The sequence below is a fragment of the Providencia sp. 6390 genome, assembly GCF_058148425.1.
In genome coordinates this window covers 225,128-238,043 of sequence record NZ_JBYVYL010000001.1, presented here as the reverse complement: position 1 = coordinate 238,043, position 12,916 = coordinate 225,128, and the positions used below count along the sequence as shown (strand labels likewise).

Annotated in this window: 8 protein-coding genes, 7 tRNA genes and 3 other RNA genes; 7 read left to right on the top strand and 11 right to left on the bottom strand. The window is 39.4% G+C overall.

Annotated elements, in window-relative coordinates; translation table 11 throughout:
* The first annotated feature begins 1 nt into the window (after position 1).
* The 4 genes from AC3Z9T_RS01200 (at position 2) to AC3Z9T_RS01185 (ending at position 5,319) form a co-directional block, all read left to right on the top strand.
* The gene (locus AC3Z9T_RS01200) at positions 2 to 1,459 is read left to right on the top strand and encodes an NAD(P)-binding domain-containing protein (RefSeq protein ID WP_490124388.1); all 1,458 of its coding nucleotides are present in this window, start codon (positions 2 to 4) and stop codon (positions 1,457 to 1,459) included.
* 2 nt (positions 1,460 to 1,461) lie between these two features.
* Positions 1,462 to 2,475, top strand: a complete 1,014-nt coding sequence (locus tag AC3Z9T_RS01195; RefSeq protein WP_490124387.1) for a methionine ABC transporter ATP-binding protein — start codon at positions 1,462 to 1,464, stop codon at positions 2,473 to 2,475.
* The gene (locus AC3Z9T_RS01190; protein ID WP_490124386.1) at positions 2,472 to 3,140 is read left to right on the top strand and encodes a methionine ABC transporter permease; all 669 of its coding nucleotides are present in this window, start codon (positions 2,472 to 2,474) and stop codon (positions 3,138 to 3,140) included. Before AC3Z9T_RS01195 ends, AC3Z9T_RS01190 begins: the two co-directional genes overlap by 4 nt.
* Positions 3,141 to 3,591: 451 nt before the next feature.
* Positions 3,592 to 5,319 (top strand): potassium/proton antiporter, encoded by a 1,728-nt coding sequence (locus AC3Z9T_RS01185; RefSeq protein WP_490124385.1) that lies wholly within the window; start codon positions 3,592 to 3,594, stop codon positions 5,317 to 5,319.
* A 550-nt stretch (positions 5,320 to 5,869) separates the two neighbouring features.
* Here AC3Z9T_RS01185 and AC3Z9T_RS01180 read toward each other — a convergent pair.
* The 9 genes from AC3Z9T_RS01180 to AC3Z9T_RS01140 all read right to left on the bottom strand — a co-directional run bounded on the left by AC3Z9T_RS01180 (position 5,870) and on the right by AC3Z9T_RS01140 (position 9,110).
* On the bottom strand, positions 5,870 to 6,163 hold the full coding sequence (locus tag AC3Z9T_RS01180; RefSeq protein ID WP_490124384.1) for a helix-turn-helix domain-containing protein: 294 nt from the start codon (positions 6,161 to 6,163) through the stop codon (positions 5,870 to 5,872).
* Between the two features lie 1,905 nt (positions 6,164 to 8,068).
* A non-coding RNA gene (locus tag AC3Z9T_RS01175) (RtT sRNA) lies at positions 8,069 to 8,196 on the bottom strand.
* Between the two features lie 45 nt (positions 8,197 to 8,241).
* Positions 8,242 to 8,369, bottom strand: a non-coding RNA gene (locus tag AC3Z9T_RS01170) — RtT sRNA.
* 45 nt (positions 8,370 to 8,414) lie between these two features.
* Positions 8,415 to 8,542, bottom strand: a non-coding RNA gene (locus tag AC3Z9T_RS01165) — RtT sRNA.
* 45 nt (positions 8,543 to 8,587) lie between these two features.
* Positions 8,588 to 8,663 (bottom strand) — tRNA-Lys (locus AC3Z9T_RS01160).
* Positions 8,664 to 8,693: 30 nt separating this feature from the next.
* Positions 8,694 to 8,769 (bottom strand) — tRNA-Lys (locus tag AC3Z9T_RS01155).
* 51 nt (positions 8,770 to 8,820) lie between these two features.
* Positions 8,821 to 8,896 (bottom strand) — tRNA-Val (locus AC3Z9T_RS01150).
* Positions 8,897 to 8,931: 35 nt separating this feature from the next.
* Positions 8,932 to 9,007, bottom strand: a tRNA-Val gene (locus AC3Z9T_RS01145).
* Between the two features lie 27 nt (positions 9,008 to 9,034).
* Positions 9,035 to 9,110: transfer RNA gene (locus AC3Z9T_RS01140), tRNA-Val, on the bottom strand.
* A gap of 475 nt (positions 9,111 to 9,585) precedes the next feature.
* On the opposite strand from AC3Z9T_RS01140, the gene gltX reads away from it, so the two are divergent.
* The 3 genes from gltX (at position 9,586) to AC3Z9T_RS01125 (ending at position 11,378) form a co-directional block, all read left to right on the top strand.
* Positions 9,586 to 11,007, top strand: a complete 1,422-nt coding sequence (gltX, locus tag AC3Z9T_RS01135) for a glutamate--tRNA ligase (protein ID WP_490124383.1) — start codon at positions 9,586 to 9,588, stop codon at positions 11,005 to 11,007.
* Between the two features lie 178 nt (positions 11,008 to 11,185).
* Positions 11,186 to 11,261, top strand: a tRNA-Ala gene (locus tag AC3Z9T_RS01130).
* Between the two features lie 41 nt (positions 11,262 to 11,302).
* Positions 11,303 to 11,378 (top strand) — tRNA-Ala (locus AC3Z9T_RS01125).
* Between the two features lie 25 nt (positions 11,379 to 11,403).
* On the opposite strand, the gene AC3Z9T_RS01120 is transcribed toward AC3Z9T_RS01125, so the two are convergent.
* Both AC3Z9T_RS01120 and AC3Z9T_RS01115 read right to left on the bottom strand, forming a co-directional pair.
* Positions 11,404 to 11,619, bottom strand: a complete 216-nt coding sequence (locus tag AC3Z9T_RS01120) for a DUF3820 family protein (protein ID WP_490124382.1) — start codon at positions 11,617 to 11,619, stop codon at positions 11,404 to 11,406.
* Between the two features lie 66 nt (positions 11,620 to 11,685).
* Positions 11,686 to 12,870, bottom strand: coding sequence for a NupC/NupG family nucleoside CNT transporter (locus AC3Z9T_RS01115; protein WP_490124381.1), 1,185 nt, complete (start codon positions 12,868 to 12,870; stop codon positions 11,686 to 11,688).
* Positions 12,871 to 12,916 lie beyond the last annotated feature (46 nt).

Sequence of the window (12,916 nt, the reverse complement as noted above, 5' to 3'; positions counted from 1 at the left end):
AATGACATCACCTACTGGTTTAAAAGCTCTGGAAGAGCAAGTTCATCGTGATTTGCAATACCTTAATTTACCACTAACACATTGGTCTTTATCGCAAAACCATTCACACCACCAATTGGATGTCGCAATCATTGGTGCTGGAATGTCGGGTGTGACTGCCGCTTTCGCCCTTAAATTGCAAGGAATTGAAGCTGTTGTATTTGACCAAGCCGTAGCCGGAAAAGAAGGCCCATGGCAGACCCCTGCATTAATGGAAACATTGCGTTCACCAAAACATGTTGTGGGCCCCGCTCTCGCGTCACCTTCATTAACATTTCAAGCATGGTTTAAAGCTCAGTTTGGTAATGATACATGGGACTTGCTAGATAAAATTCCACGTTTGCAATGGAGTGAATATCTACAATGGTTCAAAAAAATGACCTCACCTGATGTGCTGAATCAATACCAATTAATTGATATTGAATTGAATTCACAAGGCTACGCGCTCACTTTTAGTACGCCAAAAGGTGAACAACAATATCAAGCGCAACACGTGATCCTAGCCACAGGCATGGAGTCATTCAGTGAACCCAATATTCCTTCATTTATGGATACTATCCCCGATCATTACTGGGAGCATTCCTATGCAGGGAGTGATTATAGCCGTTTCAATGGGTTAGATATTGCCGTTATCGGCTATAGTGCCGGTGCCATGGATAGTTCAGCCACTGCATTAGAGCATGGCGCTCGCTCCGTTGAATTACTAATCCGAGCGAAAGACATGCCAAGAGTTAATCGAGGTAAAGTTGCAGGCAACCCGGGCTTCACCCAAGCTTATAGTAAACTCACTGATGCCCAAAAATGGCATTACAGTAATTATGTCATCAAAGCAAAAACACCTGCACCGCATGGCAGCACGCTGAGAGTCTCTCGCCATAATAATGCTTATTTTAATTTCGATACCCAAGTCAAACAGATCAAAGTGAAAGATCACAAGCTGCATATCGATACAACAACGGGCGATTACATTGCTGATTATCTGATATTAGCCACTGGCTACCGTTTAAATTGGCACAAACACACAGCATTTAGCAAAATCACCCCTTTTATTCGCACATGGGAGGATGTTTACGTTCCATCAATTGATGAAGAAAACAGTGAGTTTGCCTCATATCCTTATTTAGGATCTCATTTTGAATTTTTGCCAAAAGAAAATTGCAATCAACCTCAATTAAGTCATCTGTATTGCTTTAATTTAGCAGCATCACTCAGCATGGGGCCTTTGATTGGTCTGATCCCTAATACTAATACTGGTGCCTTAAAACTAGCAGAGCATATTGCTGCAAAACTTTACCTTGCCCATCATGAACAGCACTTATTACAAGTAAAAAACAGTACCGAAGCTGAGCTACTAGGAGATGAGTGGCAACCTGCACTGCCTTATCGCTTGCGTGTCACCCAAGCAGATAGCGTGGAGTAACTATGATTACATTTAAAAACATCGAAAAAATATATAAAAAAGAAGGTCAAGCACTGACTGCACTGCAAAATGTTAATTTGCATATTAATGAAGGCGATATTTTTGGTTTTATTGGTTATAGCGGCGCAGGCAAAAGTACATTGATCCGTTTAGTTAATCAGTTAGAAAAACCTTCTTCAGGTGAAGTCATCATTAATGGGCAAAATATTGCACATCATAGTGCCGCTGAAATTCGAGCACATAAAAAAAGTATTGGGATGATTTTCCAACATTTTAATTTACTCGAAACCAAGACTGTTGCCCAAAATATCGCCATGCCATTGCTGTTATCTGGTGTGAGCAAGCAAGAAATCGATCGCCGTATTGATGACATTTTAGCCTATGTAGAGCTGAGCGATAAAAAACATCAATATCCAGGCCAACTTTCTGGCGGGCAAAAACAACGCGTTGGTATTGCTCGTGCATTAATTAACAACCCCAAAATTTTATTATGCGATGAAGCAACATCAGCGTTAGACCCACAAACTACGCTGTCAATTTTATCGTTACTCAAAAAAATCAATCGTGAACAAAAAATCACCATTTTATTAGTGACTCATGAAATGGAGGTAATTGAACAAATCTGTCATCGCGTCGCAGTGATGGAAAATGGCTGTGTCGTTGAAGAAGGTTCCGTCTTAGACATATTTGCGAACCCTCAGCAACCAACAACTCAAAAATTTGTACGTACTGTTCTAAATGAAGAAATACCTAAACGAGTATTGGATAATTTAACACATCAGAGCAATGTTTATCGCTTAGAATTTTTAGGTGCTTCAGCACAACAGCCCGTCGTCAATGAATTGATATTACAAGACAAGATTAAACTTAATATTTTATTTGCCAACATGAAAGAAATCAGCGGCGTAGTTTTAGGCAGTATGTTTGTACAAATCGTTGGCGAAGAAAACAACATTCGCGAAGGAATTGAATTTTTACGCCAACGTGGCGTCGCAGTCAGTAAGGGGGCTCTATGACACAATGGTTTGATACTGCATTAACCAGTAAACAGTTTTTCCTCGCGATGTCCGAAACCTTTACCATGGTTTCTATTGCACTGGTGATAGGTTCATTGCTCGGTATTTTGTTAGGTATTGTTTTGGTGGTCACCCGACCTGACGGAATATGGGAAAATAAATGGATATACCGTATTATCAATCCAATCATTAATACCATCCGTTCATTACCTTTTATTATTCTATTAGTCGCAATGATCCCACTCACTCGACTTATGGTTGGTACTTCAATCGGTACAACTGCAGCGATCGTGCCTTTAGTGATCTATATTGCCCCTTATACTTCACGTTTGATTGAAAACTCTTTACTCAATGTGCATTCAGGGATCATCGAAGCTGCAGATTCTATGGGAGCAACCAATTGGCAGATTGTTTGGCACTTTATTTTACCTGAAGCCAAGTCATCTTTGATCTTGAGTTTAACTGCTGCCAGTATCACCCTAGTTGGCGCAACGGCTATGGCGGGAGCTGTCGGTGGTGGTGGTGTTGGTGATCTCGCACTGAATTATGGCTATCAACGATTTGACAATGTTGCGATGGCAATTACTGTAGTGACATTAGTGATTATTGTACAAGGAATGCAAATGATTGGTGATTACCTCGCTAAAAGAGCCAGATATCATTAATCATACAAGGCCGATATGATGATATTCTGTCGGCCATGTTTCCTTTTGGTAACAAATTTAACTTGTTTTAACTTGTAGATCCCCTTTTTCCCCTATCATTGAAAGCATCAGTCTAATGTAACTAGTTGATTAGAAATCAGTTAGCTAGCCATTGCAAAGTAAAACTCAAAATTTATTCGCCCCATTAAAAGTAAAATACTTTGAGCAATAAACTTTATTAATATCCAACAAAATTGTCATATCAATGCAACACCTGATTTTAAAATACAATTATATATCAATTTATTTCTTTTTATCTGTTGTATAATCATAGTGATATAACGTTTAAACTAAAATTATAACGTTTCAAGCTATAGTAAAATCTTGGTTATTTTATTTTCATTGCTGATGATCTTACGCACAACAATGATGCATTATCAGCATGTTACTCACCTCTAACTTAAGTCTGATTATGCTAACAATTGAACAGTTAATATTACTCTCTTCTATCCTAATTTTGCTGGGCATTTTTTCCAGTAAACTTTCTGCTCGATTAGGTTTACCCATGCTAGTTATGTTCCTGTTTATCGGCATGCTAGCAGGGGAAGATGGCATCGGACAAATCTCTTTTAATAATGTAAATGTCTCTTATGCTGTTGGTTCTTTGGCCTTAGCAATCATCTTATTTGATGGGGGGTTACAGACTTCAGTTAAGTCTATCCGTCTTGTTTGGAAACCCGCATTCACCCTTGCAACATTTGGTGTATTAATAACAGCTGGAATTACAGGGTTAGCTGCCGCGTATATTTTAGGAATACCGTTACTTGAAGGTCTATTACTTGGTGCAATAGTGGGCTCAACGGATGCAGCTGCTGTCTTTTCGTTATTACGCAATGCAGGGATTTACCTTAATGAACGGTTGCAGTCAACTTTAGAGATCGAAAGTGCCACTAACGACCCGATGGCAATTTTTTTAACTGTCGGTCTGTTACAGCTACTCATGAATCAGCAAGCTTCAGGTAGCGAATTGCTACTGTTATTTGTCAGCCAAATGGGTATTGGAACATTAGTTGGCTTAGGTGTAGGCTGGCTATCTATCAAAATTATCAATAAGATAAAACTACTCGCTACAGGGCTCTACCCTGTATTGGTCGCCGCTTGCGGGTTATTATCGTTTGGTATCGCCAGTAATTTACAAGGGAGTGGTTTTCTATCCATTTTTGTCACTGGTGTCGTGATCGGCAATGCACGCTTTGTTTTCCAACGTAATACTTTCTTATTTCATGATGGGTTGGCTTGGTTAAGCCAAATCATTATGTTTGTTATGTTAGGCCTATTAGTTAACCCAAGCTCTCTGCTTGATGTTTGGTTTGAAGGACTAATCATTGCACTAGTATTAACTTTCATTGCTCGCCCAATCGCCGTTGTCCCCGTATTGAAGCTATTTGGGTTCACTCGTGAAGAGATAACTTTAGTCTCTTGGGTTGGTTTACGAGGCTCGGTACCCATTATCTTAGCAATATTTCCTTTTATTTATGGCTTACCAGGTGCAAATCTCATTTTTGATGTTGTATTCTTTGTGGTATTAATTTCAGCCACATTGCAAGGCTCAACGCTGCCTTATGTCGCACGCAGATTGAATTTGATGCAACCTCCTCCACTGATCCCTGCTGCAACACTCGATATCACCGCAGTAGATCAAATCGATGCAGACCTTGTTGAATATACTTTAGGTGAAGATTGTTCTGCAGTTGACCGTCGTTTATCGCAATTAGCCTTACCAGACCAAACAGTTATTGCAATGATCACTCGTGGTAAAAGTGTTCTTCCACCTAGAGGTTCAACCAAGTTGCTCGCCAATGACCATTTATTTGTCGTCTTAAAGCCTGAGAATCGCCTTTTTCTTGAACGCCTCTTCTCTGAACAAGTTTCTACTGAGCTAAGCGCTATAGAACTTCCCTCTTCAGGACTGAGTTTAAAAGGAACAACACGGCTTGATGAAATCTATGAATCTTACGGTATTCAAATTGATAATGAGAATACACAAACATTAGATCAGTTTATTTATAGCCTCTCAACTGGGGAACCAACACAAGATATGGTTATCAGCCTAACGTCCTTACAAATGAGGATCAGTGAAATGATTGGTTCACGGGTTGTCACGGTAGTATTAGAACCAATACCACGAGAAGATAGCTGATAAAAAACCTAAACGTCAGTTTTTTGATTATAGGCGGTGACTGCTCTTCGCCGTAAACGGCGAAGCTTCCCACTTCTCAGGCTGCTACCGTCTGTACCACGGGTTTACGCTGACCTCCATGGGCTGAGGCGGCGAGGCAACAACTCAAAAATGCTAGCAGTATAAAAACGATGTGGCTGGTGTTAGCCCATACTTTAACGAAAACGAAAGGTACTGCAACTTGAAGGCTAACGAGTATAAATTAACTGGCGTTTACATCTTCCATATCCATGCATTTACTTAAAGTCATCGTTTGCGATTTTATTATCTCTGGCATGCTAGACATTTTTTTATTCTCACTCATATCATCTTCGGTATTTCTAACCATAAAAAAATAAAAGCCCATCAGAGGGCTTTTATTTCATAGTATATAAATAATGACAAGTACAGTATTTATCGATAGTACAATAGAGAAAGTTCTCAATGACTATTTATAGCATGTTCTTAATTGAAACAATTAAGTTTTAGATTGCTTAATTAAGTTCCAATTTGAAACATATATAATCAATAGTTAGATGAGTGAATAAATAGAGTCGTCAAACCCTTTAGATTCTTTATCCTCGCTTCCATGAGGATCATCTTGAAGAACTTCACTAAAGAATTCCCCCATATTTACATCTAATACTTTTAGTACTCTTACTAGGCAGTCAATATCTATACGATTTACCCCACGTTCATAACGGAATAGCTGTTGCTCGCTGATATCAATCTCTTTAGCTAACTGAAAAACAGTATAGCCTTGGGATTTTCTTAACGATTTAATTTTTTGTCCAACTGCACAAGCGACAGGATATTTTGTATTCATAAACATTCTCGCTTCAACTTATATTATTAATGAAATAAAAAATCAGCAGGTGATTCTCTGTGTTTTTCTATTGTTATCTTTATTTATGATATAGCCATTTAGATGTATTAACGACGATTCAGCCTATATCTTGAGAGGGATGATATACTAGCAATATAATTAGTTTCAACTAATCCAAAAATGACATTGCAACTATGTAACTAAATATTATCATAATCACAAGAAGCTCAAAAAATTAAGTTTCCCCTTTATTTTCAACAAATTAAGTCATTTAACAATTAATAGTTGTTGTTCTAGGTAAACATAGTCTAGCAGGTAACCTCAGAATTTAAATCCAAATTAACCTTGATTATCCGATAAATAATCTAAAAATAACAGAAATAAACAGAATAATTTAATACTGTAACAGTATTAATGATTTTTCAAACCGATATTCATAAAATGAATACGCGTAATACGATAAACACACAAATACTGTAAAGCAAAGTAAAAAACAGAAATTTTTCCCATATTATCATTTTGATATCTTAAATATCAATAACTTATACCAATAGTCTTTTTGTTACAATCGGCAAAAAATACTGAATTTTTAAAGTAGCATAAGAAAAATCATAGCTAACACGCTAAACATAACAAAACATTAACGTTAAGTATCTTTTTGGTTTGCTATACATGAAGCATATCACAAAAAATAAAAATTTAAATTCTTTCAAATACATAGTTTTTTATATCAAATAACAGCTCATAAAATGATAAACTAACTGCGTATTTATACCATAAACTAAACAGTAAGAATTTATCTCCATAAAATTTACCTATGCAGTTTTTTATCACGTCATGAATAGTTAATTACTGAGTGATAACCAATATCATTTTTACTGGACTAGCCCAAAAAGCTAACTATTTACAACTAAACCTCTTAAGAAATAAGCTATTCGTGCTTAATTCAACAATTCCTTTAACACAGTAGTAAATAACCCTACTTGACTAATAGCCTTAAATAGCACGTCAACAATACACCAATTAAGCGTTCAAACACTCCATATTAGAGTAACAACAAGTTAAAAAGCTTTGCTTGACGATCTTTTATTGATATACGTACTTTCACATATCACACACTCCCTTCTTAAACATATTACCGAGTATTCTGATTATGTTAGGGTTTACTTATTACTCTATCGCCAATTAATAGCATATTAATGAATATGCCATTTCCTATCCTTAAACTACTTCAGTTAAATTGTAAAAAGAAATAACGTCACGTTACAATAAAAGAATAATCAATATATACCCATGAACAGTTTGTTTACATTCCTTATTGTCATATTAATAAAAGTTTTCGCATTTGATTTATGTTTAGTCCAGTGATTTATAAACCACAGCCTTAAATTAAACGACCTGTAATGCATTCTGAACGCCTTATCACCCCCCTACCACCTTCAGGTACTAATTAACCTTTAAAGCTTCATAAACATCGATTGAGAACGCTATATTTCTATTTATATAACAATCCTCAAAACTTTATGCATCTCAGATGCTATATTTACTTATATCTTATGCAAGCAGAGCAATATTAAAGGGTATGGTGGTTAATACTTATATATTGAAAATGGCGTGTTAATTTGAGGCGTGAGAGCAAGTGAATATATACTCTAAATAATTCGAGGTGCGGCTAGACGACAAGTGAGAAAGTCGCTAGGAGCATACATAAGTATGTGACTGATGCGAGTAAACGTAGTCGCATTTACCTCAACGAAAAGCACTGCAACTTGAAGCATGGCGAGTATAACTACTGAAATAGTTATAGACACCATGAAACAATCAAAGAGCCATATGCCTTCACTAGATGTTATATGGATGCTCTTTTAACGCTTATGTGGTTAGATTTCAGAACACTTACCTAGATGGCGGGTCGTGCAGCATTACTCGGTCTTCGGCCTTACCCTTCGGGTCGTTGCGCAAGCGCAACGCTGTCTCGCTTCGCTCGGCTCGAACCTGAGCGCAGCTTCTCACCCGCACTCTACGTGCTAGATGCAAAATTGGAATTCGATGGTTAAGTTACGGGGTGTTTACTTAGATGGTGGGTCGTGCAGGATTACTCGGCCTACGGCCTCGCCCTTCGGGTCATTGCGCAGGCACAACGCTGTCTCGCTTCGCTCGGCTCAAACCTGAACGCAGCTTCTCACCCGCACTCTACGTGCTAAATGTAATATTGAAGTCCGATAGCTAAGTTTCGGTGTGCTTACTTAGATGGTGGGTCGTGCAGGATTACTCGGCCTACGGCCTCGCCCTTCGGGTCGTTGCGCAGGCGCAACGCTGTCTCGCTTCGCTCGGCTCAAACCTGAACGCAGCTTCTCACCCGCACTCTACGTGCTAAATGTAATATTGAAGTCCGATGGCTAAGTTTCGGTGTGCTTACTTAGATGGTGGGTCGTGCAGGATTCGAACCTGCGACCAATTGATTAAAAGTCAACTGCTCTACCAACTGAGCTAACGACCCATCTGATATGGCTGGTTTTTAACTTTAAGATGGTGGGTCGTGCAGGATTCGAACCTGCGACCAATTGATTAAAAGTCAACTGCTCTACCGACTGAGCTAACGACCCATCTGTAAATCTTTAAAGCTAAATTGAAGATAATGCGACTAACTAATGAAGTGGTGGGCGATACCGGGTTCGAACCAGTGACCTCCTCCTTGTAAGGGAGATGCTCTACCAACTGAGCTAATCGCCCACTTCATGACAAGTTTCACATACTTCGTAAATAAATGGTGGGCGATACCGGGCTCGAACCAGTGACCTCCTCCTTGTAAGGGAGATGCTCTACCAACTGAGCTAATCGCCCATTTATTTACTTCTTCATCGTCGACAGTGGTGGGCGATACCGGGTTCGAACCAGTGACCTCCTCCTTGTAAGGGAGATGCTCTACCAACTGAGCTAATCGCCCTGTCGTCGATGGAGGTGCATTATAGGGATCCCTCGTTCTGAGTCAACGGTTTTTGAATAGATTTTTTCTGTTCGTTGTAAAAATAAGCAAGATGTACCAATATTCATCAGAAAAGAATCTTATTTAACCAAAAACAGGTTAATTTATACCACCTAACAAAGACAATATTAGTTGAGAATTATTTTTGTGCTTGTAACAGGATGATTATTTTCTCCTTTTGATGGATTTAATTTGTCTAACTATGGATAACTTTATTGAGGTATCACTGTAGAGTGATAGAATGAGTGCACATTATCTACTCTAAATAATTCGAAGTTCAGCTAGGCGACAAGAGAGCACGTCATTAGGAGCATACAAAAGTATGTGACTGGCGCCAGTGAGTATAGTCACCATACCTTAACGAAAGGCGCTGCAACTTGAAGCATGACGAGTATAAGCACGTTAGAAACCCCGTATCGTAATTAAGGCAATCTCGATGAGTAAAATTAAAACCCGTTTTGCACCTAGTCCAACTGGTTATTTACATGTTGGTGGAGCGCGTACCGCGCTTTATTCCTGGTTATTCAGCCGCCATAGCCAAGGCGAATTTGTTCTACGTATCGAAGATACCGACTTAGAACGCTCAACTCAGGAAGCTATTGATGCCATTATGGATGGTATGAACTGGTTAAACTTGAATTGGGATGAAGGCCCTTATTATCAAACTAAGCGTTTTGACCGTTATAACGATGTCATTGACCAAATGCTTGATGCTGGTACGGCATACCGCTGCTATTGCTCAAAAGAGCGTTTAGAGGCATTGCGTGACCAGCAAATGGCCTCTGGTGAAAAGCCTCGCTACGATGGTTGCTGCCGTGACCATGCACATAATCACACTCCAGATGAACCGCATGTCGTTCGTTTTCGTAACCCACAAGAAGGCTCTGTCATCTTTGATGATAACATTCGCGGTCCTATCGAATTTAGCAACCAAGAACTTGATGACCTTATCATTCGTCGTACTGATGGCTCACCGACTTATAACTTCTGTGTGGTAATTGATGACTGGGACATGGAAATCACTCATGTGATCCGTGGTGAAGATCATATCAATAACACGCCACGCCAGATCAATATTCTAAAAGCACTAGGTGCACCTGTACCTGAATATGCGCACGTTTCGATGATCTTAGGTGATGATGGTAAAAAACTGTCTAAACGCCATGGCGCTGTTAGTGTGATGCAATACCGTGATGAAGGTTACTTACCTGAAGCGCTACTTAATTATTTAGTACGTTTAGGTTGGTCACATGGTGATCAGGAAATTTTTACCCGTGAAGAAATGATCAACTACTTTAGTCTGGATGCAATCAGCAAATCTGCAAGTGCATTCAATACTGATAAATTGCTTTGGTTAAATCATCATTATATTAACCACTTGCCAGCGGAAGAAGTTGCCGTTCATCTCGCATGGCATATTGAGCAACAAAATATTGATACACAAAATGGCCCGCAATTAGCTGAATTAGTTAAATTGTTAGGCGAGCGCTGCAAAACATTAAAAGAAATCGCCGAGTCTTGCCATTATTTCTATCAAGACTTTAATGAATTTGATGCAGATGCAGCGAAAAAACATTTGCGCCCTGTTGCTCGTCAGCCATTAGAAACAGTGAAGCAAAAATTAGCCGCAATTACTGATTGGACGGCTGAAAATGTACACCAAGCCATCGAACAAACTGCAACTGAACTTGAAGTTGGTATGGGTAAAGTCGGTATGCCACTGCGTGTAGCAGTAACTGGCGCGGGCCAATCCCCTGCTTTAGATGTGACTGTCCATGCTATTGGTCAAGCACGTTCTGTTGCCCGTATTGATAAAGCACTTGCCTTTATCGCTGAGCGCGAAGCATCTGCTCAATAATTATTTATTTTCTCCCTATGCTATGTGCAACAGCATAGGGAGCCCCTCATCATACTACCCATTTCACTGATTTATCGCTTAAATGCTCTATAATTCAGCAGTTAAACTCAAAACCACATTATTTGATTGACACCCTGACATTGCTTGAATATCATGCCCTCCGTCCATAGATTTTGTTGGGGCTATAGCTCAGCTGGGAGAGCGCTTGCATGGCATGCAAGAGGTCAGCGGTTCGATCCCGCTTAGCTCCACCACCTAATTCCCTGTTAGGTGTTTATTCAAAATCAAATCTATTGGGGCTATAGCTCAGCTGGGAGAGCGCTTGCATGGCATGCAAGAGGTCAGCGGTTCGATCCCGCTTAGCTCCACCAAATCTTTCCTTTCGATCTCACTACATTAAGAACGTTTTAACGGTTTCACAAGGCTATCCAATCCTTCTATTTTAAGTCCTAATGCCATTTCCATTAGCAGACCAAGTCTACCTTGAGGAAACTCGCCTTTTTTGTAAAACCATAACAAGTACTCTTCAGGGAGATCGATCAGGGCTCGACCTTTGTATTTCCCAAATGGCATTTGTGTATTTGCCATATCGATAAGATCTTGTTTTTCCATTTTCTCTCCAAGCAAAAACGGCATTCATAATGAATGCCGTTAACCATTTTAACACTTTTACTGCCGTTATAAAATCAGTCCAACCACTGCTGCGGATAAGAAGCTAACTAATGTTGAACCAAACAGAAGTTTCAAACCAAAGCGAGCAACGGTATTACCTTGTTTCTCATTCAAACCTTTGATTGCCCCTGCTACAATACCAATTGATGAGAAGTTAGCGAAAGAAACTAAGAATACTGACAGAATACCCACTGAGCGAGGTGAAAGTGCTGCTGCGGCGGCTTGTAAGTCACCCATAGCAACGAATTCATTCGTCACCATTTTCACTGCCATGATACCACCTACTTGCAGCGCTTCATCAGCAGGAATGCCTAATATCCACGCAAATGGATAGAATACATAGCCCAACATTGTTTGGAACTTGATATCAAAAATCGCCATACAGATGCCGTTAACCATGGCAATCAATGCAATGAAACCGATCAACATAGCGGAAACAATAATCGCGACTTTAAAACCTGCAAGAATATATTCACCCAACATTTCAAAGAAACTTTGGCCTTCGTGAATGTTGCTCATTTGCAACTCTTCTTCAGCTTCTGGCGGGTACGGATTGATCAATGAAAGCACCACGAAAGTACCAAACATGTTAAGTACCAATGCTGCAACAACATAGCGAGGTTCTAACATAGTCATATAGGCACCAACAATTGACATTGACACTGTCGACATTGCAGTAGCTGCCATGGTGTACATTCTACGTTCAGACATTCTGCCTAATTGGTCTTTATAGGCGATAAAGTTTTCAGATTGCCCAAGTAACAATGAACTGACCGCGTTAAATGACTCCAGTTTACCCATACCATTCACTTTAGAAAGCACAGTACCGATAACACGGATAACAATAGGTAATACCTTGATATGCTGTAAAATACCAATCAAGGCTGAAATAAAGATGATTGGGCACAGAACTTGTAAGAAGAAGAACGCTAAATGCCCTTCAATCATGCCACCGAAGATAAATTTAGTCCCTTCAGCTGCATATCCCAACAAATGTTCAAATACACCTGCAACACCCAATACAAATGAAGAACCCACATCTGAATGCAAGAAGAAATAAGCTAACGCAACTTGAATAACCAACAACTGTACAACATAACGTAATCGGATTGCTTTACGGTTACTACTTGCCAATATCGCAAGAGCGCCAATTACAACAAGAGATAGAACAAAATGCAGGATCGAGGTCATATGCGACTCCAACAAATTTAAACAAAGCGGTTTATGTGTATATTCT

Bases quoted from the DNA above. Each gene is read 5' to 3' on its own strand.
- AC3Z9T_RS01200 (WP_490124388.1), top strand. From the start codon at position 2: ATGACATCACCTACTGGTTTAAAAGCTCTGGAAGAGCAAGTTCATCGT.
- AC3Z9T_RS01195 (WP_490124387.1), top strand. From the start codon at position 1,462: ATGATTACATTTAAAAACATCGAAAAAATATATAAAAAAGAAGGTCAA.
- AC3Z9T_RS01190 (WP_490124386.1), top strand. From the start codon at position 2,472: ATGACACAATGGTTTGATACTGCATTAACCAGTAAACAGTTTTTCCTC.
- AC3Z9T_RS01185 (WP_490124385.1), top strand. From the start codon at position 3,592: ATGCTAACAATTGAACAGTTAATATTACTCTCTTCTATCCTAATTTTG.
- AC3Z9T_RS01180 (WP_490124384.1), bottom strand. From the start codon at position 6,163: ATGAATACAAAATATCCTGTCGCTTGTGCAGTTGGACAAAAAATTAAA.
- gltX (WP_490124383.1), top strand. From the start codon at position 9,586: ATGAGTAAAATTAAAACCCGTTTTGCACCTAGTCCAACTGGTTATTTA.
- AC3Z9T_RS01120 (WP_490124382.1), bottom strand. From the start codon at position 11,619: ATGGAAAAACAAGATCTTATCGATATGGCAAATACACAAATGCCATTT.
- AC3Z9T_RS01115 (WP_490124381.1), bottom strand. From the start codon at position 12,870: ATGACCTCGATCCTGCATTTTGTTCTATCTCTTGTTGTAATTGGCGCT.